The sequence below is a fragment of the Curtobacterium sp. GD1 genome, from assembly GCF_020882855.1.
Taxonomy (GTDB): domain Bacteria; phylum Actinomycetota; class Actinomycetes; order Actinomycetales; family Microbacteriaceae; genus Curtobacterium.
The window spans coordinates 1-24,423 of the sequence record NZ_JAFEVQ010000022.1; the positions used below are offsets into that span (position 1 = coordinate 1).

General features: G+C 71.4%; 20 protein-coding genes. 10 read left to right on the top strand and 10 right to left on the bottom strand.

Annotation, left to right across the window (positions count from 1 at the left end; translation table 11 throughout):
- Positions 1 to 131 precede the first annotated feature (131 nt).
- A complete protein-coding gene (locus JSX79_RS12820; RefSeq protein ID WP_070418818.1) occupies positions 132 to 1,406 on the bottom strand; it encodes an ammonium transporter in 1,275 nt (424 codons plus the stop codon).
- A gap of 272 nt (positions 1,407 to 1,678) precedes the next feature.
- Complete coding sequence (zapE, locus tag JSX79_RS12825; RefSeq protein WP_374475428.1) at positions 1,679 to 2,722, bottom strand: cell division protein ZapE; 1,044 nt, start codon at positions 2,720 to 2,722, stop codon at positions 1,679 to 1,681.
- A gap of 113 nt (positions 2,723 to 2,835) precedes the next feature.
- Between zapE and JSX79_RS12830 the strand changes: the two genes are divergently transcribed.
- Positions 2,836 to 3,741, top strand: coding sequence for a sulfurtransferase (locus JSX79_RS12830; protein ID WP_092387410.1), 906 nt, complete (start codon positions 2,836 to 2,838; stop codon positions 3,739 to 3,741).
- Positions 3,738 to 4,190 (top strand): SufE family protein, encoded by a 453-nt coding sequence (locus tag JSX79_RS12835; RefSeq protein WP_071295259.1) that lies wholly within the window; start codon positions 3,738 to 3,740, stop codon positions 4,188 to 4,190. Before JSX79_RS12830 ends, JSX79_RS12835 begins: the two co-directional genes overlap by 4 nt.
- Before the next feature lie 72 nt (positions 4,191 to 4,262).
- Here JSX79_RS12835 and JSX79_RS12840 read toward each other — a convergent pair whose 3' ends face one another.
- A complete protein-coding gene (locus JSX79_RS12840) occupies positions 4,263 to 5,486 on the bottom strand; it encodes an alpha/beta fold hydrolase (protein ID WP_229086588.1) in 1,224 nt (407 codons plus the stop codon).
- 23 nt (positions 5,487 to 5,509) lie between these two features.
- Between JSX79_RS12840 and JSX79_RS12845 the strand changes: the two genes are divergently transcribed.
- From JSX79_RS12845 to JSX79_RS12865, 5 genes are all read left to right on the top strand, one after another.
- On the top strand, positions 5,510 to 6,094 hold the full coding sequence (locus JSX79_RS12845; RefSeq protein WP_070418813.1) for a DUF3000 domain-containing protein: 585 nt from the start codon (positions 5,510 to 5,512) through the stop codon (positions 6,092 to 6,094).
- Entirely contained in the window at positions 6,087 to 7,412 is a 1,326-nt protein-coding gene (locus JSX79_RS12850; protein ID WP_374475432.1) for an HRDC domain-containing protein, read from the top strand. The genes JSX79_RS12845 and JSX79_RS12850 overlap by 8 nt, the downstream gene beginning before the upstream one ends.
- 126 nt (positions 7,413 to 7,538) lie before the next feature.
- A complete protein-coding gene (locus tag JSX79_RS12855) occupies positions 7,539 to 8,750 on the top strand; it encodes a thiolase family protein (RefSeq protein ID WP_070418811.1) in 1,212 nt (403 codons plus the stop codon).
- Positions 8,751 to 8,752: 2 nt separating this feature from the next.
- Positions 8,753 to 10,891, top strand: coding sequence for a 3-hydroxyacyl-CoA dehydrogenase NAD-binding domain-containing protein (locus JSX79_RS12860; RefSeq protein ID WP_229086613.1), 2,139 nt, complete (start codon positions 8,753 to 8,755; stop codon positions 10,889 to 10,891).
- A 94-nt stretch (positions 10,892 to 10,985) separates the two neighbouring features.
- The gene (locus tag JSX79_RS12865; RefSeq protein ID WP_229086589.1) at positions 10,986 to 11,342 is read left to right on the top strand and encodes a hypothetical protein; all 357 of its coding nucleotides are present in this window, start codon (positions 10,986 to 10,988) and stop codon (positions 11,340 to 11,342) included.
- 157 nt (positions 11,343 to 11,499) lie between these two features.
- On the opposite strand, the gene dxs is transcribed toward JSX79_RS12865, so the two are convergent.
- The 5 genes from dxs to dut all read right to left on the bottom strand — a co-directional run bounded on the left by dxs (position 11,500) and on the right by dut (position 18,490).
- Positions 11,500 to 13,446 (bottom strand): 1-deoxy-D-xylulose-5-phosphate synthase, encoded by a 1,947-nt coding sequence (gene dxs / locus JSX79_RS12870; protein WP_229086590.1) that lies wholly within the window; start codon positions 13,444 to 13,446, stop codon positions 11,500 to 11,502.
- Between the two features lie 109 nt (positions 13,447 to 13,555).
- The gene (gene acnA / locus JSX79_RS12875; RefSeq protein WP_071302914.1) at positions 13,556 to 16,372 is read right to left on the bottom strand and encodes an aconitate hydratase AcnA; all 2,817 of its coding nucleotides are present in this window, start codon (positions 16,370 to 16,372) and stop codon (positions 13,556 to 13,558) included.
- Positions 16,373 to 16,501: 129 nt separating this feature from the next.
- Entirely contained in the window at positions 16,502 to 17,254 is a 753-nt protein-coding gene (locus tag JSX79_RS12880) for a DUF3159 domain-containing protein (protein WP_229086591.1), read from the bottom strand.
- A gap of 25 nt (positions 17,255 to 17,279) precedes the next feature.
- On the bottom strand, positions 17,280 to 18,002 hold the full coding sequence (locus tag JSX79_RS12885) for a DUF3710 domain-containing protein (RefSeq protein WP_229086592.1): 723 nt from the start codon (positions 18,000 to 18,002) through the stop codon (positions 17,280 to 17,282).
- The gene (dut, locus tag JSX79_RS12890) at positions 17,999 to 18,490 is read right to left on the bottom strand and encodes a dUTP diphosphatase (RefSeq protein ID WP_070418805.1); all 492 of its coding nucleotides are present in this window, start codon (positions 18,488 to 18,490) and stop codon (positions 17,999 to 18,001) included. The genes JSX79_RS12885 and dut overlap by 4 nt, the downstream gene beginning before the upstream one ends.
- A 65-nt stretch (positions 18,491 to 18,555) precedes the next feature.
- On the opposite strand from dut, the gene JSX79_RS12895 reads away from it, so the two are divergent.
- The gene (locus tag JSX79_RS12895) at positions 18,556 to 18,987 is read left to right on the top strand and encodes a DUF3093 domain-containing protein (RefSeq protein WP_070418804.1); all 432 of its coding nucleotides are present in this window, start codon (positions 18,556 to 18,558) and stop codon (positions 18,985 to 18,987) included.
- A gap of 139 nt (positions 18,988 to 19,126) precedes the next feature.
- On the opposite strand, the gene JSX79_RS12900 is transcribed toward JSX79_RS12895, so the two are convergent.
- Positions 19,127 to 19,426, bottom strand: a complete 300-nt coding sequence (locus JSX79_RS12900) for a DUF4193 domain-containing protein (RefSeq protein ID WP_031263038.1) — start codon at positions 19,424 to 19,426, stop codon at positions 19,127 to 19,129.
- A gap of 265 nt (positions 19,427 to 19,691) precedes the next feature.
- Between JSX79_RS12900 and sepH the strand changes: the two genes are divergently transcribed.
- Positions 19,692 to 20,717, top strand: a complete 1,026-nt coding sequence (gene sepH, locus JSX79_RS12905; RefSeq protein WP_229086593.1) for a septation protein SepH — start codon at positions 19,692 to 19,694, stop codon at positions 20,715 to 20,717.
- Positions 20,718 to 20,741: 24 nt separating this feature from the next.
- On the opposite strand, the gene JSX79_RS12910 is transcribed toward sepH, so the two are convergent.
- Positions 20,742 to 21,893 carry an alkaline phosphatase family protein gene (locus tag JSX79_RS12910; RefSeq protein WP_229086594.1) on the bottom strand — a complete coding sequence of 384 codons (1,152 nt, stop codon included), beginning with the start codon at positions 21,891 to 21,893 and terminating at the stop codon, positions 20,742 to 20,744.
- Positions 21,894 to 21,919: 26 nt separating this feature from the next.
- Between JSX79_RS12910 and JSX79_RS12915 the strand changes: the two genes are divergently transcribed.
- Entirely contained in the window at positions 21,920 to 24,406 is a 2,487-nt protein-coding gene (locus tag JSX79_RS12915) for a DNA topoisomerase (ATP-hydrolyzing) subunit A (RefSeq protein WP_071302911.1), read from the top strand.
- The last annotated feature ends 17 nt before the right edge of the window (positions 24,407 to 24,423 follow it).

Sequence of the window (24,423 nt, forward strand, 5' to 3'; positions counted from 1 at the left end):
GGGTGCGGGCGGGCGGCGCGCCCGCGCGCTCGCGCGCTCGCGCCGCCGCGCCGCCCGCCCGCACCCCGCACACGACGACGGGCCCCGCGCTGCTGTGTGCGCGGGGCCCGTCGTGACGGTGTGGCAGCGAACTACCGGACGGAGACCGGGGTCTCGTCGCGCTCCTCGTAGAGGACGTAGCCCTCTTCGCCGTGGACCGCGGTGTCGATGCCGGCGACCTCGTCCTCGGTCTTCACACGGAAGCCCATCGTCTTCTCGATGATCCAGCCGATGACGAAGGCGAGGATGAACGAGTAGAGACCGACCACGCCGGCAGCGGCGGCCTGCTTGCCGAGCTGCGTGAACGAGCCCGAGTAGATCAGGCCGGTGTCGTTGGCGAAGAAGCCGAGGTACAGCGTGCCGACGATGCCGCCGACCAGGTGGACGCCGACGACGTCGAGCGAGTCATCGAAGCCGAGGCGGTACTTCCAGTCGATCGCGAAGCAGCAGATGATGCCCGCGAGGAAGCCGAGCAGGATGCCCCAGCCCGGGGTGAGCGCGGCGCACGCCGGGGTGATGGCGACGAGGCCGGTGACGGCGCCCGACGCGGCACCGATCGAGGTGGCCTTGCCGTCCTTGAGCTTCTCGACGAGCAGCCAACCGAGGATCGCGGCGGCCGGGGCGGCGAGGGTGTTGACCCAGGCGATCGCGGCGATGCCGTCCGCGGCACCCTCGGAACCGGCGTTGAAGCCGAACCAGCCGAACCACAGGATCGCGGCACCGAGGAGCACGAAGGGCGGGTTGTGCGGCTTGTGCGCACCCTTGGCGAAGCCGACGCGCTTGCCGAGGACGATCGCCAGCGCGAGACCCGCGGCACCGGCGTTGATGTGGACCGCGGTGCCACCGGCGAAGTCGATGACGCCCCAGGTCGCTGCCCAGCCGGACGTGAGGTTGAAGACCCACGAGGCGACCGGGAAGTAGACGACCGTGACCCAGACGCCGGCGAAGACCATCCACGCGCCGAACTTGGCACGGTCGGCGATCGCACCGGAGATGAGGGCGACCGTGATGATCGCGAAGGTCGCCTGGAAGCCGACGAACGCCATCGAGGGGTACGCGGCGTTGATCGTCGAGGCCTTGGCCTCCTCGAACGCCTGCCCGAGGCCGATCTGGTTCCAGTCGATGCTGAAGAAGCCGACGACACCGGACACCGCCGTGCCGTCACCGTGGTTCGCGAAGGCGATGGCGTAGCCGTAGACGACCCAGAGGACGCTCACGAGCGCGATCGCCCCGAAGGACATCATCATCATGCTGATGACGGACTTGGCCTTCACCAGACCGCCGTAGAAGAAGGCCAGGCCGGGTGTCATGAACAACACCAGCGCCGCCATGACCAACACGAACGTCGTGTTGCCCTGATCAAGCATCTGTTCACCTCTCGATTGCACCAGCGGCTCTTGGTCCGCGTCGGGTGTCACCGAGTCTGGCGAGGCGAGGTTTCACGAGGGAGCACGAAGTGTTTCGCGGATGTAACGCGACGGCCCGGTGTGTAAACGTCGTGTTTCGTCCGTCGGGCAGTCCCCTGGACGGGGGCCACGAGTTCTCCCGGTCCGTCCGGACGGTGTCCGACAGCCGTCGCGGAACGGGGCCTGGAGGCGCGGCACGGCAGGGAAGCGGCCGCTCGCGGCCGGCAGGCGGCTCAGTCCACGGCGCGGGTCAGCGCCACGACGCGGCTCGCCGCACGCAGGTACTTCTTGCGGTACCCGCCGTCGAGCATCGACTCGGGGTACACCTGGTCGAGCGGGGTGCCCGACGCCACGATCCGCACCTGCGCGTCGTACAGCCGGTCCACCAGCGCGACCCACCGGAGTGCATCGGTCTGGTCGGTGAAGGGCTGCACGTCGGTGAGGCCGACGGCGTCGAGGTCCTCGACCATCGCGACGTACTTCGACGGGTGCACGGACGCGAGGTGCCCGACCACCGCCCGGAAGTCGTCGAGCGTGACGCGTCCGCCGGGGAGTGCCGCGGCGACGTCGGCCACCACGCCCGCCGACTCGTCGACCGCACGCCGGCGGAAGTCGAGCCCGTCGATGCGCATGGTGTCGAACCGGTCGGACATCGCCTGGATCTCGCGCAGGAAGTCCTGGGCCGCGAAGCGCCCCTCGCCGAGGGCACCCGGCGGCGTGTTCGAGGTGGCGGCGAACCGCGTGCCCGTCTCGGTGAGCTCCTTGATGAGGCGCGTCATCACCATCGTGTCACCGGGGTCGTCGAGCTCGAACTCGTCGATGCACACCAACGCCGTCCCGCGCAGCAGGTCGACGGTGCCCTGGAACCCGAGGGCCCCGACGAGCGCCGTGTACTCGATGAAGGTGCCGAACGTCTTCCGACCGGTCGCGGCGTGGTAGGCGGCGGCGAGCAGGTGGGTCTTCCCGACGCCGAACCCGCCGTCGAGGTAGACGCCGGACTTCACGGTCGACTCCGCCACGGGCTTCCGGCGACCGAACAGCCCCCGGCGAGGCTGGTCGGCGGGACCGGCGGCGACGAAGGCCTCCACCGCGTCGCGGACCGCCGCCTGCGACGGGTACTCCGCGTCGGGTCGGTAGGAGGCGAACGACGCGTCCTCGAACTGGGGCGGCGGGACCAGCGACGCAGCCATCTGCTGCGGGGTCACCTGCGGGTCGCGGTCGACGAGGTGTTCAGGCGCGGTGTTCGCTGACAATCGGGGCAGTCCTTCGGGAAGCATGTCGTGGGGTGTCACGTTGCGTCAGGAGCACGGCACGCCCGCGTACCGTTGCCCACAGGCACCGACGACCGATCCTAGTCCGGTGCCGGATGACCACCTGGAGGTAGCCCACCATGACCGCACCGGTCGACACGTCCGAGAAGTTCACCGCCTACGCCCACCCGGAGCGGCTCGTCTCCACCGAGTGGCTGCAGGAGCACCTGGACGCCGGCACCCCGGACCTGGTCGTCGTCGAGTCCGACGAGGACGTCCTGCTCTACGAGACGGGCCACGTCCCCGGTGCCGTGAAGATCGACTGGCACACCGACCTCAACGACCCGGTGCTCCGCGACTACATCGACGGCGAGGCCTTCGCCGAACTGCTCGGCAGCAAGGGCATCGGCCGCGAGACCACCGTCGTGATCTACGGCGACAAGAACAACTGGTGGGCCGCCTACGCCCTCTGGGTCTTCTCGCTGTTCGGCCACGAGGACGTCCGTCTCCTCGACGGCGGCCGGGCGAAGTGGATCGCCGAGGACCGCGCGCTCACCACCGACCAGACCGTGGTCACGCCGGTCGAGTACCCCGTCGTCGACCGGATCGACACCGAGATCCGCGCCTACAAGGACGACGTGCTCGCCCACCTCGGCAAGCCGCTGATCGACGTCCGCAGCGCCCCGGAGTACGCCGGCGACCGCACCACCGCGCCGGACTACCCGGAGGAGGGCGCCCTCCGCGCCGGCCACGTCCCCACCGCCGTGAACATCCCGTGGGCCACCGCCGCGGCACCGGACGGCACCTTCAAGACCCGCGAGGAGCTCGACGCGATCTACCGCGACGGCGCCGGCATCGGCGACGCGGACGAGGTCATCGCCTACTGCCGCATCGGCGAGCGGTCGAGCCACACCTGGTTCGTCCTGCAGCACCTGCTCGGGTACGACAACGTCCGCAACTACGACGGCTCGTGGACCGAGTGGGGCAGCGCGGTCCGCGTCCCGATCGCCGTCGGCACCGAACCGGGTACGATCACCGACCGATGACCGACGCACTCCCCCAGTCCCTCGCCGAGATCCGCGACGACTTCCTCGAACTCTCCCAGCAGGACCGCCTGCAGCTGCTCCTCGAGTTCTCGAACGAGCTCCCGGCGCTTCCCGAGCGCCTGCAGGGGCACGAGGACGAGCTCGAACGCGTCGAGGAGTGCCAGTCCCCCGTCTTCATCACGGTCACCGTGGGTGCGGACGGCGACGCGCCCGGCATCGTCCGGATGCACGCCACGGCGCCGCGCGAGGCACCGACCACGCGGGGCTTCGCGTCGATCCTCGCGCAGGGGCTGTCCGGCCTGACCGCCGAGCAGGTGCTCGCCGTGCCGGCGGACTACCCGCTGACGATCGGGCTGAGCGAGGCGGTCAGCCCGCTGCGGATCCGGGGCATGGTCGGGATGCTGGGCCGGGTGCAGCGGCAGGTGCAGGCGCAGGCCGCGGTCGCGTAGACCCGCAACGACGTCGGACGGGAGGCGCGGTGCCAGCTGGCACCGCGCCTCCCGTCCGTCTGCCGGTCGCGTCTACTGCTGGTGGGTCGCGCTGGTGGGCTGGACCACCTCGGTCAGCCACGCGAGGATGCGGGCGTCGAACCAGTCGGCGTCGTGGTTCCAGAGCTTGGTGTGCCGGGCGGTCGTCTGCACCTCGAGCCGCACGATGTCGGGCCGGGCCTCGGCGAGGGCGTGCGACGCAGAGGACGGGACGAACCCGTCGTCGTCGCTGTGCATGAGCAGGATCGGCACGTGCAGCTCGTCGGCCCGCGCGACCATGTCGAGCTGCCGCAGGTCGACCGGCTGCCGCAGGCCCGTGAGCCGGTGCAGGACCGGGGTGCGGAGAAGACGCTGCGCGACCTTCCGGACCGGCCGCGGCAGGCGGAGCAGCTGGCTCTGCGACTTGAGCACCGCGTGCCAGTCGACCACGGGCGACTCGAGCACGACACCGTCCACGAGGTCCGCGAACGCCGACCGGAGCAGGGTCTGCAGCACGACCGCGCCGCCCATCGACCAGCCCATCAGGACGACGCTCGACGCGCCCTGCCCGGCGAGCCAGCGGAGGACCGCGTCGATGTCCTCCCACTCGGTGCTGCCGAGGCCGTAGCGGCCGTCGACGCTCCGCGGGGCGACGCCGTCGTTGCGCCAGCTCGCCAGCACCACGGAGTACCCCGCCGCCCGGAAGACCGGCACCGCGCGGATCGTCTCGGCGCGGGTCACGCCACGACCGTGCACGAGGACGGCCCACGGCGCGTCCGGGTCGTCGGCGCGGACCACCCAGGCGGGTGCGGGGCCGTTCGAGGTGGGGACGTCGATGTCCTCGACCGGGACGTCCAGCTCGCCCGGGGTCAGGTAGAACCACCCGCCCCACCGACCCCGGCGGGCCGCGGTGGGGTCGCCGGCGTCGATCGCGATGATGCGGCGGGTGACGGTCGTGTCGGTGGTGCCGAGGACCTCGCCGACGCGCATGTGCCCGGTCCCGCCGCCGAACCAGAGGCTGTAGCGGCCCTGCAGTTCGGTGTCCGCGGTGCGCTCGAGCGTCACCGTCCGCCGCACGGGGTCGACGGCGTGGATCGGGACGCGTTCGGTGCGTTTGCGGTCGGGGGTGACCACCGCTCGGGCCACCGCCGCGACGAACCCGCCGATCACCGCGGTGGTGACGGCGGCCGCTGCGATGCCCGCTCCCAGGGCGACGAACCCGGCCGATCGTGCGGTCTCCTGGACGACGTCCTCGGCGGGTCGCGCGGATCGGGACATGGTCCGGAGCCTAGTCTGCATTCGTGTCCGAAACCCGAGAGCCCGACGCCTTCGCGCGGCTCCGTGCGTTCGTGGCGTCCGGCGGCGCGCGCGCCGAGACGACCGTCACCGAGATCCCCTCGCCGTCGCGCATCGCCCCGTTCTCGATCGCCCTGGCGGCGGACGTCTCGGGTGCGGCGCACGGCATCGACTCCGACCTCGGGACGGGCCGGTTCATCGCCCTGCACGACCCGGACGAACCCGAGGGCTGGGGCGGGTCGTTCCGCATCGTGACCTTCGCCCAGGCACCGCTCGAACCCGAGATCGGTGTCGACGAGTTCGTCGCCGACGTGACGTGGAGCTGGCTCGTCGACGCGCTCGCCGCGCACGGTGCGACCTACGACCACGCCTCAGGCACGGCGACCAAGATCATCTCCCGCGGCTACGGCGACCTCGCGGCGCAGGGCGACGGGGCGCAGCTCGAACTGCGCGCCTCGTGGACCCCGCGCGGGGACGACCTCACCGCACACGTCGAGGCGTGGGAGGAGATCGTGGCGATGCTCGCCGGTCTCCCGCCCGCGTCGGACGGCGTGACCCTGTTGGCCCCGAGGAGGCTCGCACGTGACTGACCCCGCATCTCCGGCCGGGGCGTCGCCCGCTGTCCCGTCGTCGGCTGCTCCGTCGGCGTCGCCGGCCGTTCCGTCGTCGGCTGCTCCGTCCGCGGCGTCGCCGGCGTTCGAGGCGTCGCACGACGCGGTCCACGTGATCGCCTCGCGCGAGGAGTACCTCGACGCCGTCGCCGCCATCGCGGCGGGCCACGGCCCGGTCGCCGTCGACGCCGAGCGCGCGAGCGGCTACCGGTACTCGCAGCGGGCGTACCTCATCCAGGTGTTCCGCCGCGGTGCCGGCGCGTTCCTCTTCGACCCGATCCCGATCGGCGACTTCTCCGAGCTCCAGGACGCGATCGTCGACGAGGAATGGCTCTTCCACGCCGCGTCGCAGGACCTCCCCTGCCTGCAGGAGGTCGGCCTCGTCCCGACCCGCATCTTCGACACCGAGCTCGGTGCCCGCATCGCCGGGTTCCCCCGGGTCGGCCTCGGTGCCGTCGTGGAGCAGCTGCTCGGGATCACGCTCGCGAAGGCCCACTCGGCCGCGGACTGGTCGACCCGGCCGCTCCCGCAGTCGTGGTTGGTGTACGCGGCACTCGACGTCGAGCTGCTCCCTGACCTCCGTGACGCGCTCGCGGCGAAGCTCGACGAGGCGGGCAAGTCCCGCATCGCCGAAGAGGAGTTCGCCGCGGTGCTGACACGGGCACCGAAGCCGCCGAAGGCCGAGCCGTGGCGCCGCCTGTCCGGCATGCACGCACTCCGTGGCTCCAGGGCACTCGCGATCGCCCGGTCGCTCTGGACGGCACGCGACGCCTACGCCCGCGAAGCCGACATCGCGCCGGGTCGCACCATCCCGGACTCGGCGATCGTCGCGGCCGCGGCGGCGAACCCGGCCTCGAAGGGCGAGCTGAGCGGGGTGAAGGCCTTCACGGGTCGTGCCAGCCGGTCCGAGCTCGACCGCTGGTGGGCCGCCGTCGACGAGGGCCGCACGACCGAGGACCTCCCCCGGCTCCGCGGCACCGGCGAGGCCACGCTGCCGCCGCCCCGGGCCTGGGCCGACCGCAACCCGGCAGCCGACCGCCGGTACAAGGCCGCGCGGGCCGCCGTGGTGCAGCGCGCCGAGGAGCTCGACCTGCCCGTCGAGAACCTGCTCACGCCGGACACCCTCCGCACGGTGTCGTGGGAGCCGCCGACGCCGATCGCCACCGAGACCGTCGGTGCCGTGCTCGCCGCGCACGACGCCCGCCCCTGGCAGGTCGAGGAGACGGCGTCGATCATCGCGCACGCCTTTGTCGCTGCTGCACAGGAGCCTGCTGCCGAGAGCAACACCGAGTCGTAGGAACGCCCCAACGGGCATGCGTCCGCACAGGCTCGGGGCATAGCGTCGCTGGTGCACGCCGGGTCGGACCCGGCCGGGCGGGGCGGGACGCGCCCAGCCTGATCAACGAGGATCTGGAGGCCCAGATTGCCAAAGGCAGCAGACGTCGTCTTCGTCGACGGAGTTCGGACACCGTTCGGACGAGCCGGGGAGAAGGGGGTGTTCTGGAAGACCCGCGCGGATGACCTCGCGGTGCACGCGATGCGCGGACTCCTCGACCGGAACGCCTCGTTGGACGGGGCCGCGGTGGACGACGTCGCCGTGGCGGCCACCACGCAGCAGGGCGACCAGGGGCTCACCCTCGGCCGGACGGTCGGCATGCTCGCCGGACTCCCGAAGACCGTCCCCGGGTACGCGATCGACCGCATGTGCGCCGGTGCGATGACGAGCGTGACCACCCTCGCCGGCGCCATCGCGTTCGGCGCGGCCGACGTCGCCATCGCCGGCGGTGTCGAGCACATGGGGCGCCACCCGATGGGCTTCAACTCCGACCCGAACCCGCGCTTCATCGCCGAGCGCATGGTCAACGGCGACGCGCTCGTGATGGGCAAGACCGCCGAGCGCCTGCACGACCGCTTCCCCGCGATCACCAAGGACCGCACGGACGCCTACGCCGTCCAGTCCCAGCAGCGCTACGCCGCCGCGTGGGCCGCCGGCAAGCTCCAGCCGGACCTGGTGCCGGTCGAGGTCAACACCGGCGAGGGCTGGGACATCGTCTCCAGTGACGAGCCGCCCCGCCCCGGCACCACGCTCGAGGCACTGGCAGCGCTGAAGACGCCGTTCCGCTCGCACGGACGCATCACCGCCGGCAACGCGGCAGGCCTGAACGACGGCGCCACCATGAGCCTGCTCGCCTCCGCCGACGCGGCGAAGCAGCACGGGCTGCCGACGAAGATGCGCATGGTCTCGTTCGCCTTCGCGGGCGTCGACCCCGAGGTGATGGGCATCGGACCGGTGCCCGCGACCGACAAGGCGCTGGCGAAGGCCGGGCTGTCGATCGACGACATCGGGCTGTTCGAGATCAACGAGGCGTTCGCCGTCCAGGTGCTCGCCTTCCTCGACAACTACGGGATCGCCCAGGACTCGACGAACGTGAACGCCTGGGGCGGCGCGATCGCCGTCGGGCACCCGCTCGCCTCGAGCGGCGTCCGCCTGATGACCCAGCTCGCTGCCCAGTTCGCCGAGCGCCCGGACGTCCGGTACGGCATCACGACGATGTGCATCGGGCTCGGCCAGGGCGGCACCGTCATCTGGGAGAACCCGAACTTCAGCAAGTCCGCGGCACGGAAGGCGGCGTGACCATGACCATCGTCGACAACGACCAGCTCCTCGCCCTCAGCGAGGACGAGGTGGTCACCCACTCGTACCTGAAGCACGTCGCGCTGCCGTCCGGTGGCACGCTCGCGCTCATCACGCTCGACAACGGCAAGGACTACAAGCGACCGTCGACCCTCGGGCCGCGCACGCTGCACGAGCTCTCCGGGGTCCTCGACACCCTGCGGACCGAAGCGTCCGCCGGGACGATCCAGGCCGTGGCGATCACCGGCAAGGAGTACTGCTTCGCCGCCGGTGCCGACCTCTCCCAGGCTGCCTCGGTGCCGTCGCGGGAAGTCGCCCACGACCTGGCCGCCCTCGGACACGCGACGCTCCGGAAGCTCTCCGACCTCGGGGTCCCCTCCTTCGCGCTCATCAACGGGATCGCGCTCGGCGGTGGCCTCGAGATCGGGCTGCACTGCACGTACCGGGCGTTCTCGTCGGCCGCGCAGGGCATCGGGCTCCCCGAGGTCTTCCTCGGCATCATCCCCGGGTGGGGCGGCGCGACGCTGCTCCCCCGCCTGATCGGCCCCGAGAAGGCGCTCCGCGTCATCGTCGAGAACCCGCTCAAGAACAACCGCCTGATGGACGGTCCGGCCGCGGTCGAGCTCGGCATCGGCGACGCGCTCATCCCCTCGGTCACCTTCCTGCCGTCCGCGGTGGCGTGGATCGACGGCGTCGTGTCCGGTCGCACCAAGGTCGTGCGGAAGAACGAGCCCGGCATGATCGAGAAGGCCGCGTGGGGCACCGTCGTCAAGGTCGCCCGCAGCCAGGTCGCGTCGAAGATCGGCACGGTCCCGAAGTCACCGTTCCGGGCGCTCGACCTCGTCGCCGCGGCGAAGTCCGGCTCGCTCGACGAACGGTTCGCCGACGAGGACGACGCCCTGGCCGACCTCATCTCGGGCGACCAGTTCGCCGCCTCGATGTACGCGTTCGACCTCGTGCAGAAGCGTGCGAAGAAGCCGGTGGGCGCCCCCGCGGACGTCTCACCGCGCCCCGTCACGAAGGTCGGCGTCCTGGGCGCCGGCCTGATGGCGTCCCAGTTCGCGCTGCTCTTCGCCCGACGCCTCGGCGTGCCGGTCGTCATCACCGACGTCGACCAGTCGCGCGTCGACGCCGGCGTGGAGCGGATCCGCGGCGAGGTGGACAAGCTCCTCGACAAGGGCCGGGTCTCCCCCGACGACGCGAACCGCATCAAGGCGCTCGTGTCCGGGTCGGTGTCCTACGACGCGTTCGCGGACGCCGACTGGGTCATCGAGGCCGTCTTCGAGGAGATGAGCGTCAAGCAGGAGGTCTTCCGGAAGATCGAGCAGGTCATCGCTCCGGACGCGATCCTCGCCACGAACACCTCGTCGCTGTCGGTGTCCGAGATGGGCTCCGTCCTCTCCGACCCGTCGCGACTCGTCGGGTTCCACTTCTTCAACCCCGTCGCCGTGATGCCGCTGCTCGAGGTCGTGCGCACCGCCTCGACCTCCGACGAGACCCTCGCCACGGCCCTCGCCGTCGCGAAGACGCTCAAGAAGACCGCGATCATCACGGCCGACCAGCCGGGCTTCGTCGTGAACCGGGTGCTCGCCCGGGTCCTCGGCGAGGCGATGCGCGGCGTCGAGGAGGGCACGTCGTTCGAGGTCGTCGCCCAGGGCGCTGCGCCGCTCGGCCTGCCGATGTCGCCGTTCGAGCTGCTCGAGCTCGTCGGCCTGCCGGTCGGTGCGCACGTGCTCGACTCGCACCACGCCGCCTGGCCGGAGCGCTTCTACCCGGGTGACGGCCTGAAGAAGATCGCCGAGTTCGGGCACATCCTGACCCGCGACAAGAAGGGCACCGCGACCGGGTACGACCCCGCTGCCGTGAAACTCGTCGCACCGTCGAAGAAGGACGCGAAGCCGGTCGACGCTGCCGAGATGCAGCGCCGCTTCGAGGACGCCCTCGCCGACGAGCTGCACCGCATGCTCGAGGACGAGGTCGTCCAGCACGTCGAGGAGATCGACCTCGGGCTCATCCTCGGCGCGGGCTACCCGTTCCAGGCCGGTGGCATCAGCCCGTACCTCGACCGTTCCGGTGCGTCCGAGCGGGTCTTCGGCGGGGCGTTCCACGAGCCGCTGATCGTCGGGCCGGCCTCGCGCTGACTGCGGCCGGTCGGCTCCGCACAACCGAAGTCACCCCGAACCACGGCGATCCGTGGTTCGGGGTGACTTTCGTTGTGCGGCGTACGGTCGAACCATGGCACAGGAGTGGTGGGCACCGAGGACGACCGGGCACCCCAGCGTCGTCGTGCCCGTGCCGCTCGACGAGGTCCCGGAGCTGCTCGACCGCGTCGTGCACGCCGTCCCGGGTGCCGCGGCGATGGAGATCCGTCCGGACGGAGCCGTCATCGGCCGCCGGGCCTCGTTCGCCCTCCGCGCCGAGAACATCGTCATGACGTTCTCGCGCGAGGGGCCGACGTGCTCGCGCGTGGAGATCATCCGCGAGGGCCGCGACGGCCTGTCGTACGGCCAGGTCCTCTGGGTGACGCCGATGGCCCGCGCGATCCTGCGCGAGCTCGTGTCCGCGGCCGCCGGGCCGCCCGCGCCGCACTGACCCCGCGCGCCCGTGCCGCGCCCGCACAACGAAAGTCACGCCGAACCACGGCGATCCGCGGTTCGGCGTGACTTGCGTTGTGCGGCGGCCGACCGAACCGCGCCGCCGGGCCGCGCCGCCGCGCCGGGCCACGACCCGCGCGCCGCGCCCGCGCCGCTCAGCGGTCGGCGGACTCCCGGGAGCGCGACGCCGCCCGCGCCGGCTTCGCCTGCGGCAGCTTCGTCCCGACGACCTGGTCGATGACGTCCCGGGCGATCGCCTGCGCGGTCAGCCCCACGTCCTCGAGGATCTGGGACCGCGACGCGTGGTCGATGAACGCATCGGGCAGCCCGAGCTCGTTCACCCCGGTGTCGACACCCGCAGCGCGCAGGTCCTGCCGGAGCCGTGTCCCGACGCCACCGACCCGCACCCCGTCCTCGAGCGTGATCACGAGCCGGTGGTCACGCGACAGGTCGATGAGCGACGCGGGGATCGGCACCACCCACCGCGGGTCGACGACCGTCACGCCGATGCCCTGGGACTCGAGTAGCGCCGCCGCGTCGAGCGCCACCGGCACCATCGAGCCCACGGCGACGAACAGGACGTCGGGCTCCTGGTCGGACGACGGCGACCGCAGCACGTCCACCCCGTCCGGGAGTCGACGCTCCGCGACGATGTCCGGCCCGACCTGTCCCTTCGACCAGCGCAGCACGGTGGGTGCGTCGTCGACGGCGACGGCCTCGCGGAACTCCTCGCGCAGGGTCGCGGCGTCACGCGGTGCGGCGATCCGGATCCCGGGCACGACCTGCAGCAATGCGAGGTCCCACATGCCGTGGTGCGACGGCCCGTCCGGCCCGGTGATGCCCGCGCGGTCGAGCACGAAGGTGACGCCGGCCCTGTGCAGCGCGACGTCCATGAGCACCTGGTCGAACGCGCGGTTCAGGAACGTCGCGTACAGCGCCACGACGGGGTGCAGGCCGCCGAACGCGAGTCCGGCCGCGGTCGTCACGGCGTGCTGCTCGGCGATCCCGACGTCGATCACGCGCGAGGGGTGCTGTTCCTGGAAGAGGTGCAGCCCGGTCGGGCGGAGCATCGCCGCGGTGATCGCCACGATCTTCTCGTCCGACGCACCGACCTCGGCCAGCGTCGAGGCGAACACCGAGGTCCACGACGGCCCCGACGACACGTCGAGCGACTCCCCGGTCTCCGGGTCGATGTGCCCGACCGCGTGGAACTGGTCGGCCTGGTCGCGCAGCGCGGGCTCGAACCCGTGCCCCTTCTCGGTGATGGCGTGCACGATCGTCGGCGCGCCGTAGGCCTTCGCCTGGCGGAGTGCGGCCTCCATCGCCCGCTGGTCGTGCCCGTTCACCGGCCCGATGTACTTGATGTCGAGGTTCGAGTAGAGCGCCTCGTTGTTCGTGAACCGCGAGAGGAACCCGTGCAGCCCGCCGCGCATCCCGCGGTAGAGCGCCCGCCCGGGTGCACCGAACCGCGCCGCCGCGGCCTGGGACTTCTCGAACAGCGCCCGGTACTCGCGGCGCGTGCGCACCGAGCTGAGGAACCGCGCCATGCCACCGATGGTCGGCGCGTAGGAGCGCCCGTTGTCGTTGACGACGATGACGAGTCGACGGTCGTTGCCGTCGGAGATGTTGTTGAGGGCCTCCCACGTCATCCCGCCGGTGAGCGCACCGTCGCCGACGACCGCGACCACGGTCCGGTCGGCCTGGCCGGTCTGCACGAAGGCGCGCGAGATGCCGTCCGCCCAGGACAGCGACGAGGACGCGTGCGAGGACTCCACGATGTCGTGCTCCGACTCGCTCCGCTGCGGGTACCCGGCGAGGCCGCCCCGCTCGCGCAGCCGCGAGAAGTCCTGCCGCCCGGTGACGAGCTTGTGCACGTACGACTGGTGCCCGGTGTCGAAGACGAACGGGTCGTGCGGCGAGTCGAACACCCGGTGCATCGCCAGCGTGAGCTCGACGACGCCGAGGTTCGGGCCGAGGTGGCCGCCGGTCTTCGCGACCTCGGCGACGAGGAAGCGTCGGATCTCGGCGGCGAGGTCCGTCATCTGCGCGTCGGAGAGACGCTTCAGGTCGCGCGGCGACGTGATGCTCGAGAGCAGACTCACGGGCGCTCCTTTCGTGGGGCTGTCGGCCCACTCTATGCGCGTGACCCGACAACGGACGGGAGGCGCGGTGCCAGCTGGCACCGCGCCTCCTGTCCGTCGGACGGGTGCGTCAGACGAGCGACCGCAGCACGTACTGCAGGATGCCGCCGTTGCGGTAGTAGTCCGCCTCACCCGGGGTGTCGATGCGGACGACCGCGTCGAACTCGATCGTCTCCTTGCCGGCCGGCGAGTGCTCGCTCGGCGCGGCCGTGACGTGCACCGTCTTGGGCGTACGGCCCTCGTTCAGCTCGGTCAGGCCGGAGATCGAGACGACCTCGGTGCCGTCGAGCCCGAGGGACTCGACCGACTCGCCGGCGGGGAACTGCAGCGGCACGACGCCCATGCCGATGAGGTTCGAGCGGTGGATGCGCTCGAAGCTCTCGGTGATGACCGCGCGGACGCCGAGCAGGTTCGTGCCCTTCGCCGCCCAGTCGCGGGACGAACCGGAGCCGTACTCCTTGCCGCCGAAGATGACGAGCGGGATGCCCTGCTCCTGGTAGTGCTGCGAGGCGTCGTAGATGAAGGACTGCGCACCGTCCGGCGTCGTGAAGTCGCGGGTGTAGCCGCCCTCCACGCCGTCGAGGAGCTGGTTGCGGAGGCGGATGTTCGCGAACGTGCCGCGGATCATGACCTCGTGGTTGCCGCGACGCGAGCCGTAGGAGTTGAAGTCCTTGCGGTCGACGCCGTGCTCGGCGAGGTACTTGCCCGCCGGGCTGTCGGCCTTGATCGACCCGGCCGGCGAGATGTGGTCGGTCGTGACCGAGTCGCCGAGCTTCGCGAGCACCCGGGCGCCGGAGATGTCCGACACCGCGTCGGGCTGCATGGTCATGCCCTCGAAGTACGGGGGCTTCCGCACGTAGGTCGACTCGGTGTCCCACTCGAACGTGTCGCCCGTCGGGGTCGGCAGGTTCTTCCAGCGGTCGTCGCCCTCGAACACGGAGCCGTACTCGTGGGTGAACATCTCGGTGTCGATCGACGCGTCGATGACCTGCTGGACCTCGACCGCGTCGGGCCAGATGTCCTGCAGGAAGACGTCCTTGCCGTCCTGGTCCTGCCCGAGGGCGTCCTTGTCGAAGTCGAAGTGCATCGACCCGGCGAGGGCGTACGCGATGACCAGCGGCGGGGACGCCAGGTAGTTCATCTTCACGTCGGGGTTGATGCGCCCCTCGAAGTTGCGGTTGCCCGAGAGCACCGCGGTGACGGCGAGGTCGTTGTCCTGCACGGCCTGCGAGATCTCCTCCGGCAGCGGGCCCGAGTTGCCGATGCAGGTGGTGCAGCCGTAGCCGACCGTGTAGAAGCCGAGCTGCTCGAGGTAGGTCGTGAGACCGGCCTTCTCGTAGTAGTCCGTGACGACCTTCGACCCCGGCGCGAGCGTCGTCTTGACCCACGGCTTCGCGGTGAGGCCCTTCTTCGCGGCGTTCCGGGCGAGGATGCCGGCGGCCATCATGACCGACGGGTTCGACGTGTTCGTGCACGACGTGATCGCGGCGATCGCGACGGCACCGTGGTCGATCGTGAACGGGTCGGCCCCGTCCATCGCGACCTTCGTCGGCTGCGAGGCCGTCGACGGGGCGCTCGAGACGTACACGTGCTCGTGCAGCGCGGTGTCCTCGTTCGTGGAACCGGCGGCGATCGGGTCGGAGGCCGGGAAGGTCTCCTCCACCGCGTCGTCGAGGTCGGTCTGCTCGCTCGGCGTCGTGTAGTTGCCGAGATCGACCTCGAACTGGGTCTTCGCCTTCGAGAGCTCGATGCGGTCCTGGGGGCGCTTCGGGCCGGAGATCGAGGGGACGACCGTCGAGAGGTCGAGCTCCATGTACTCGGAGTAGTTCGGCTCGACCGCCGCGTCGTGCCAGAGGCCCTGGGTCTTGGCGTAGGCCTCGACGAGCGCGATCTGGTCCTCGGAGCGGCCGGTGAGGCGGAGGTAGTCGAGCGTCACGTCGTCGACCGGGAACATGGCCGCCGTGGAGCCGAACTCCGGCGACATGTTGCCGATGGTGGCGCGGTTCGCGAGCGGGACCTCGCCGACGCCCTCGCCGTAGAACTCGACGAACTTGCCGACGACGCCGTGCTTGCGGAGCTCCTGCGTGATGGTGAGCACCACGTCGGTCGCGGTCACGCCGGCCGGGATCGACCCGGACAGCTTGAAGCCGACGACCTTCGGGATGAGCATCGACACCGGCTGGCCGAGCATCGCCGCCTCGGCCTCGATGCCCCCGACGCCCCAGCCGAGCACGCCGAGCCCGTTCACCATCGTGGTGTGCGAGTCGGTGCCGACGAGGGTGTCCGGGTAGGCGTAGGTCTCGCCGTCGAAGTCACGCGTGTAGGTGACCTTCGCCAGGTACTCGATGTTGACCTGGTGCACGATGCCGGTTCCGGGCGGGACGACCTTGAAGTCCTCGAACGCGGTCTGGCCCCAGCGGAGGAACTGGTAGCGCTCGCCATTCCGCTCGTACTCGAGGTCGGTGTTGCGCTGGAGTGCGTCCTCGCGACCGAAGAGGTCGGCGATGACGGAGTGGTCGATGACCATCTCGGCCGGCGACAGCGGGTTGATCTTGTTCGGGTCGCCGCCGATCTCGGCCATCGCCTCGCGCATGGTGGCGAGGTCGACGATGCACGGGACGCCGGTGAAGTCCTGCATGACCACGCGGGCCGGCGAGAACTGGATCTCGGTGTCCGGCTCGGCGTCGGGCTGCCACGACCCGAGGGCGCGGATCTGGTCCTCGGTGACGTTCTTGCCGTCCTCGGTGCGGAGGAGGTTCTCGAGCAGCACCTTCAGGCTGTACGGGAGCTTCTCGTGCCCGGGCACCGTGTCGATCCGGTGGATCGCGTAGTCGACACCCCCAACCGACAGCGTGTCCTTCGAGCCGAAGCTGTTGACTGCAGCCACTGTGCCGCCTCCCTGGTTGATCGGTGTGCCCCCATCCAAGCGGGGCGCGAGGCGTCCCACCAGCAAGGCAAACCTAAACCCGCCAGCCCGGGAAGGGCTGCGGGGAATTATCTCGATGTCGAGACAACTCTACACCCGGGTGGCGTCACCCTCGCGCTTGAACACCGTCCGGACGAGCAGCCAGGTCACCCAGAGCAGGGCGGCGTAGAGCGGGACGCCCGTGATGAGCTTGATGCCGGCGAGCAGTTCCACCTGGGCGGTCAGGTACAGCGGCACCTCGATGAGGAGCCGGATCGCGAAGAGTCCGACCCAGAGCCAGGTGGCAACGGTCAGCACACGGCGCTTCGCCGGGTCGCGACGCCAGTCCTGCGGGGTGCCGTCCTCGTTCGGCGGGAGCAGGAACCCGACGACCAGGCCGATGAGCGGCTGCCGGATGGCCAGCGTCACGAGCAGCCCGACGAGCCACACGGCGTTGATGACGATCCCGGGGATGAAGTTGCTCTCGGCCCGCCCGGTGATGAGCGCGAGGCCTGCGGAGATCGCCACGCCGAGGATCCCCGCGAGGCTCATCACGAGCGACTGGCGCTGCAGCAGGCGGAGCACCACGAACACGACACCGATCGCGACCGGGATCAGGACGCTCGGGACGACCTCCTTCGTGATCGCGTAGACCACCAGGAACGCGAGCCCGGGCAGGACGGACTCGACGAGGCCGCGCACGCCGCCGATGGCCGCGACGAGGGCATGCCCCGACGGTGCCTCGCCGGGCGCGACCTTGCCGAGCCCGGTGTTGGCGACGGCGGCACGCATCTGGTCGCTGAACGAGGTCAGCGCGTCGGGCGCGTCCGCGTCGGGACGGGTGGTGTCGTCGTGGTCCGGCACCGTGCCTCCTGGTTCGGGTCGCCGGTCAGATCGCCGACTGCGTCGACTTCGGCATGTGCAGCGGGATGAGGTCGCGCGGCGGCATCGGGGTGGTCCCGCGGACCACGACGACGCTGCGGAACAGGTCCTCGATCTCGGCCGCGTCGTCGGGCTGCTCGGCGGCCTTGCCGGCGATCACACCGCGCAGGAACCAGCGCGGGCCGTCGACGCCGATGAACCGCGCGGGGCGGGCCCCGTCGGTGACGCCCGTGCCGTCGGAGACGACCGGGACCTGGGCGCGGAGCTCGGGGCCGAACGGACCGTCGACCTCGGACACGATGCCGCCCTGGCGCTCGATCTGCTCGGCGATCTGGGCGCGGATCTCGTGCCAGAGCCCGGTGGAGCGCGGTGCGGCGAACGGCTGCACCTGCAGCGTGGACTCATCGTAGTCGAGCCCGACCGCGACGACGCGCTGCGAGCCCTCCTCCACCTCGAGCCGCAGGTGGAGCCCCTCGCGCGGGAGGACCTTCACACCGCCGAGGTCGACGTACGGACGGACCAGGTTCGCCTCGGTCTCGTCGTGCGGGCCGCTCTCGGCACGGTCCTCGGGCGCGGACTTGTCGGTCGGCGCGACGGCGTCCACCTCGTCGAGGTCGGCGTCGGCGTCGATCGCGATGTCGACCTCCGGCGTCGTCTCGGCCACCTCGACCTCGTCGGCGACGGCGTCCGCCACCTCGACCTCGTCACGCTTGCGTCGGCCGAACTTCATGCGCGCGTTCCTTCCTGAGCGTTGTCCGCGGCGCCGCTGACGGCACCGCTCCGGTCACCGTAGCCCGACGAGCCGAACCCGCCCTGGCCGCGGACGCTGTCGGGCAGCTCGTCGACGCGGGTGAACGACACGCGCGGGACCGGCATGACGATCATCTGGGCGATGCGGTCGCCGACGTGCACCTCGTGCGCGGCGGCCTGGTCGGTGTTGAGCAGCGCGACCTTGATCTCGCCGCGGTACCCGGCGTCCACGGTGCCGGGCGCGTTCACGATCGTGATGCCGTGCTTCGCGGCGAGACCGCTGCGCGGGACCACGAACGCAGCGTACCCGTCGGGCAGCGCGATCTTCAGGCCCGTGCCCACGAGCCGACGCTCGCCGGGCTGCAGGACGAACGCCTCGGTCGAGACGAGGTCCGCACCGGCGTCACCGGGGTGGGCGTATCCGGGAGCGTTCTCCCCGGTCCAGAGCACGTCGACTGGTTCGGTCACGTGTCGAGGGTAGTGCAGACCGTGACCGTTCCGTGACCTGCCCGGAGTCGTGGTCGAATGGTGTCGTGACCCTGTACCGCGAACGACTGTGGGCTCCGCCCGTCCTCTACCTGGCGACGGCGCTCGTCATCCCCGCCAGCCTCCTCGTGTTCCTGCCGATCAGCGTGCTCGCCGGCGTCCTCGTGGCGGTCGGCATGTACCTCGGCGTGCTCGTGCTGCTCTGGGCGCTGGCTCCGACCATCGAGGTCACGGAGACCGAGTTCCGCGCCGGTCGGGCGCACCTCCCGCGGACGCTCGTGGGCGAGGTCGAGGGCTACGAGGGCGCCGAGGCCACCACGCAGCGCGGGCCGAAGCTCGACGCCCGCGCCTGGACGCTCTTCCGCGGCTACGTGCGCGGGGTCGTCAAGGTCGAGGTGCAGGACCCCGCGGACCCGACGCCCTACTGGCTGGTCAGCGTCCGCAACCCGTCGGCCGTCGTCGCCGCCCTGCGGTCCTGAGTCCCCACCTGCGAGCCAGGAGGCGCGGTGCGGGCCCGACCCGCGCCTCCTGTCCGGCACGGTATACGTTCGGACGCCCAGCGCACGCAGAACGGCCCGTCACCTCGCGGTGACGGGCCGTTCTGGTTTCGTGCGTTCCCTAGAGCGCCGCGCACTCCGCGCAGACCGGGCCGAGCTTCGACTCGTGGTCGAGCTGCGAGCGGTGCTTCACGAGGAAGCACTCGACGCAGGTGAACTCGTCGACCTGGGGCGGGAGCACGACGACGTCGAGGTCGACGTCGCTGAGGTCCTGTCCGGCGAGCTCGAAGCTGCCGGGGTTGTCGGAATCATCGTCGACGACCCCCGACATCTTGTCGGGAACGCGCTCCTTGAGGGCCTCGATCGACTCCGAGTCGGAGTTGTCGTCGGTCTTCCGGGGGGCGTCGTAATCGGTGGCCATGCCCATCCATTTCTCGTATCGAGAGGTCGTCGCCGGTGATCGGCGGCGACAGTTTGCACCACGTCTCGCCAGAGCGCAAACCGAAGTCTCCGGCGGGTCGTTCTGGCGCTGCAACCCGTGTGCCCGCCCGTCCATTCCCGCTGTCCGGAAACGCTCGCACGGGAGTCCACGGCACGCCCGTGCGCCTCCGCGGGATCGGGTCCGGACGGCTGCATACTCACGGGGTACGAGGCACGACCGTACGCGACGCTCGGAAGGCGGAACCATGCAAGACGTGAGAGTCATCGGGGTGGAGTCCGGGGCACTCCTGCTCGCGACCGACGGCGGGACCGAGTTCCGACTGCCCGTCACCTCGTCGCTGCCCGGTCAGGTCCGGCAGGCGAACCCCGAGTCCGGTCCGCACAAGCGCGTGTCCCCGAAGGACGTGCAGGCGCGGATCCGCGGCGGTGCCGACGCCGCCGAGGTCGCCCTGGCGCTCGACGTCGACGTCGAGTACGTGCGGCGCTTCGAGGGCCCCGTCCTCGCCGAGCGTGCCTTCATCCTCGACGCCGCGCACCGCGTGCCGGTCACCCCGGTCGACGACGAGTCGCCCGACACCTTCGGCGAGGCGATCACCGCCAAGCTCGAGGCGGGCGAGGCCAGCGGGATCGCCTGGGCGTCGTGGAAGCACGTCGAGAGCGGCTGGCAGGTCCGCGTGCACTACACCGCCGCCGAGGTCGAGCACGACGCCCAGTGGCGCTTCGACCCGAAGACGTCGACGCTGACGCCGGACAACGGCGACGCGCACCGGCTCTCGCACACCGAGGACGAGGGCATCGCGCCGCGCCTCCGTGCGGTCGAGAACGACCACCAGGACACCGACGGGACGCGGTTCGACTCCGGCGCGTTCCGGGTCGACGAACCCGACGAGGACGTCACGAACCCCGAGGTGCAGGAGCGTCCGCTCCGCGCGCCGCTCCCCCGCATCGGAGCCGCCGTCGAGGAACGCGCCCCCGGCAACGAGACGGCCGACCTGCTCGAGGCGCTCCGCCGCCGTCGTGGCGAGCGCGAGGCCGCGGCCTTCGGCGAACAGCCGCAGGACGACGGACGACGGGCCTCGATCAGCGTCGTCGACATCCCGCTGCAGGGGTTCGAGGACTCGTCGGACACCGCGCCGCAGCCGGACGCCCGACCCACCTCCGCCCCCGAGGCCGAGGCCGGGCGGCAGGACCGCAAGAAGCGGAACCGACGGTCGATGCCGAGCTGGGACGAGATCGTCTTCGGGACCCGGCCGGACGACGACCCGGCCTGATCCCCGGGCGCCGTCGGGCTCGTGCTACTGCGCGAACGCCCCGGCGAGGCGCAGCGGCACCATGGTCTCCTCGTCGGTCATCGCACCGTGCTGGCCGATCATCCGCTTCGGTGACTCGCCGTCGCGCAGGGCCCGGTCGTCGTTGAACGCCCAGGAGCCCCGTGCCACGAGCACGACGTCCCCGATGCGCGGGACGACCTCGTCCGACACGGCGCCGAACCAGCCGGCGGCGATCGCCTCGTCACGGCTCGCGACGTACGCCTTCTTGCCGTAGCGCGCCCGGAACTGCCCGACGAGGGAGCGGACGTCGGTGCCCGGTGCGACCGTGAACTGCCGGCAGCGCGGGTCGCCGGCGACCCCGACGACGTCGGTCAGCAGGAGCGGGTCGAGCGCGATGTTCGCGTGGTCGGGGACGTCGAGCACGCCGTGGTCGGCCGTCACGACGATCCCGACGTCGGCGGCCGCACGGCCCTCGAGCCGAGCGAGTTCGCCGTCGAGGAGTTCGAGCGCCGCGGTCCACCGGTCGGACTGCCAGCCGTGCTTGTGCCCGATCGAGTCGAGCTCCGGGACGTAGAGGTACACGAGCGAGCGACCCGTCGCGGTCTCGGCGAGGGCCGCATCGACGCGCTGCGGGATCGAGTCGGCCGGGACGTAGCGCGCCCCGCCGAGGACGTTGGCGGTCATCCCCGAGGAGCGGTACCGGGCGGGTCCGACCACCACGGGGTCGACGCCGAGCGCCGGCGCCTCGGTGAACAGCGTGCGGGCGAGGAACCAGTCGGCCGGGACCTCGTCGTCCCAGCCGCTCAGCAGGTTCATCACCCGGCCGGTGTCGGGGTTCCAGCCGCTGTACCCGACCACGCCGTGGGTGCCGGGCGACCGACCGGTCGTCAGCGTGCTCAGTGCGGCCGCCGTCGTCGTCGGGAAGCCGCTGCGCAGTCGCTTCTTGCCCGCGGCGAGCCAGCGGGCGTGTCCGGCGCGCGCTGCCAGCGCGCCGGCACCGAGGCCGTCGACCAGCACGACGATCGCGGAACGGGCGGGGCGGAGGGTGATCCGCGCCTCCAGTCCGGTGGAACGCAACCATGCGTCGTCCGCAGCGCCGAGCGCGACGAGGCAACTCGGGAAGACGTCGGCGAGGTTCGCGGTGGCGTCGGGGGCCGTCGGTACGCTTGTTCCCATCTCCCCCAGTCTCGCAGAAGGGTGCCATGGCACGCACGGAAGCAGTCGGCCTGCCCGACGGTGAACGCATCGAGGACGTCGACGTCTCCGAGGAGATGCAGGGCTCCTTCCTCGAGTACGCGTACTCCGTCATCTACTCACGGGCACTCCCCGACGCACGCGACGGCCTGAAGCCCGTGCAGCGGCGCATCCTCTACCAGATGGCCGAGATGGGGCTCCGGCCCGACCGCGGCCACGTGAAGAGCGCCCGCGTCACCGGCGAGGTGATGGGCAAGCTGCACCCGCACGGCGACGGCGCGATCTACGACGCCCTCGTGCGCATGGCGCAGCCGTTCACGATGCGCGTGCCGCTCGTCGACGGACACGGCAACTTCGGCTCGCTCGACGACGGACCCGCGGCCGCCCGCTACACCGAGGCCCGCCTCGCCGAACCGTCGATGGCCATGACCGAGGGCCTGGGCGAGGACGTCGTCGACTTCGTCCCGAACTACGACAACCAGATCATGCAGCCGGGCGTGCTGCCCGCGGCGTTCCCGAACCTGCTCGTCAACGGCGCGTCGGGCATCGCGGTCGGCATGGCGACGAACATGGCGCCGCACAACCTCGGCGAGGTGGTCGAGGCGGCGAAGCACCTGCTCATGAACCCGCAGGCGACGCTCGACGAGCTGATGGAGTTCGTGCCGGGCCCCGACCTGCCCTCCGGCGGCACCATCGTCGGGCTCTCCGGCGTGCGCGACGCCTACGCCAGCGGCCGCGGCTCGTTCCGGACGCGCGCGAAGGTGAGCGTCGAGAACCTCACCCCGCGCAAGGTCGGCCTCGTGGTCACCGAGCTGCCGTACCTGGTCGGCCCGGAGCGCGTGATCGAGAAGATCAAGGACGGCGTCCAGTCGAAGAAGCTCGTCGGCATCTCCGACGTGAACGACCTGACCGACCGCAACCACGGGCTCCGACTCGTCATCGGCATCAAGAGCGGCTTCAACCCGACCGCCGTGCTCGAGCAGCTCTACAAGCACACCCCGCTCGAGGACGGCTTCGGCATCAACAACGTCGCGCTGGTCGGCGGATCACCCAAGACCCTCGGGCTGCGCGAGCTGCTCGACGTCTACGTGCAGCACCGGCTCTCGGTCGTCACACGTCGGTCGCAGTACCGCCTCGCGCGCAAGAAGGAGCGACTGCACCTGGTCGAGGGGCTGCTCATCGCGATCCTCGACATCGACGAGGTCATCGAGGTCATCCGCTCCTCGGACGACTCCGAGGCCGCGCGCTCCCGCCTGCAGACGGTGTTCGACCTGTCCGAGGTGCAGGCCGAGTACATCCTCGAACTGCGGCTGCGCCGTCTGACGAAGTTCTCACGCCTCGAGCTCGAGGGCGAGCGCGACCAGCTGCTCGCCGACATCGCCGCGCTCGAGGAACTGCTCGCGTCCGACGAGCGGCTCCGTGCCCAGGTCGCGCTCGAGCTCACCGAGGTGTCCGACCGGTTCGCGACGCCGCGCCGGACCCTGCTCACCGAGGCCGACGCCCCGGTCAAGGGTGGTCGCAAGGCCGCGGTCGACCCGGAGTCCCTGCAGATCGCCGACTCGCCGTGCCGCGTGCTGCTCTCGACCACCGGGCGGCTCATCCGCGTCGACATCCCGACGTCCGAGCTCGGCATCGTCCGGGTGCCGAAGCGGTCCAAGCACGACGCCGTCCGCTCGTCGATCGTCAGTTCGGTCCGCGGGCAGGTCGGGGCGCTCACCTCGACCGGGCGCGTGATCCGGCTCTCCCCCGTCGACGTCCCCGCCGTGCCGCCAGCCGCGGTCCGGCTCGACGCCGGCGTCCGCGTGACGGACTTCCTCGGCATCGCCCGCGGCGAGACCGTGGTCGCCCTCGTCGACCTCTCCGGCGCCTCGTCGGACTCGCTCGCCATCGGCACCGTGCAGGGCGTCGTGAAGCGCGTCGTGCCCGGAGCCTGGCCGGACAAGCCCGAGTTCCCCGCCATCGGGCTGAAGCCCGGCGACGCGGTCGTCGGTGCCGCCCAGGCGCCCGAGTCGGACGACCTCGTGTTCATCACCTCGAACGCGCAGCTGCTGCGGTTCCCCGCGTCCGGCGTCCGTGCGCAGGGCCTTCCCGCCGGTGGGGTCGCCGGCGTGGCCCTCGCCGCGGGTGCCTCGGCGATCTGGTTCGGATCCGTCGCCCGCTCCGACGACGCCGTGGTCGCGACCGTCTCGGCGTCGTCCTCGGCCCTGCCCGGCACCGACACCGGCCGCGCCAAGGTCTCGGCCCTGTCGGAGTTCCCGGCGAAGGGCCGTGCGACCCAGGGTGTGCGGGCGCACGCGTTCCTCAAGGGCGAGGACGGCCTGACGGTGGCGTGGGCGGGCATCGCTCCCCCGCACGCGGTCGGGTCGGACGGCGCTGCCCGGACGCTGCCGGACTGGCTGTCGAAGCGCGACGGGTCGGGGGCGCCGCTCGACGCCGTGATCGACTCGATCGGTGGGAGTGCGGCGGCGCTCGACGGCACCGCCGGCGAGGCGTAGGCGCGCGGCGCGCGGCG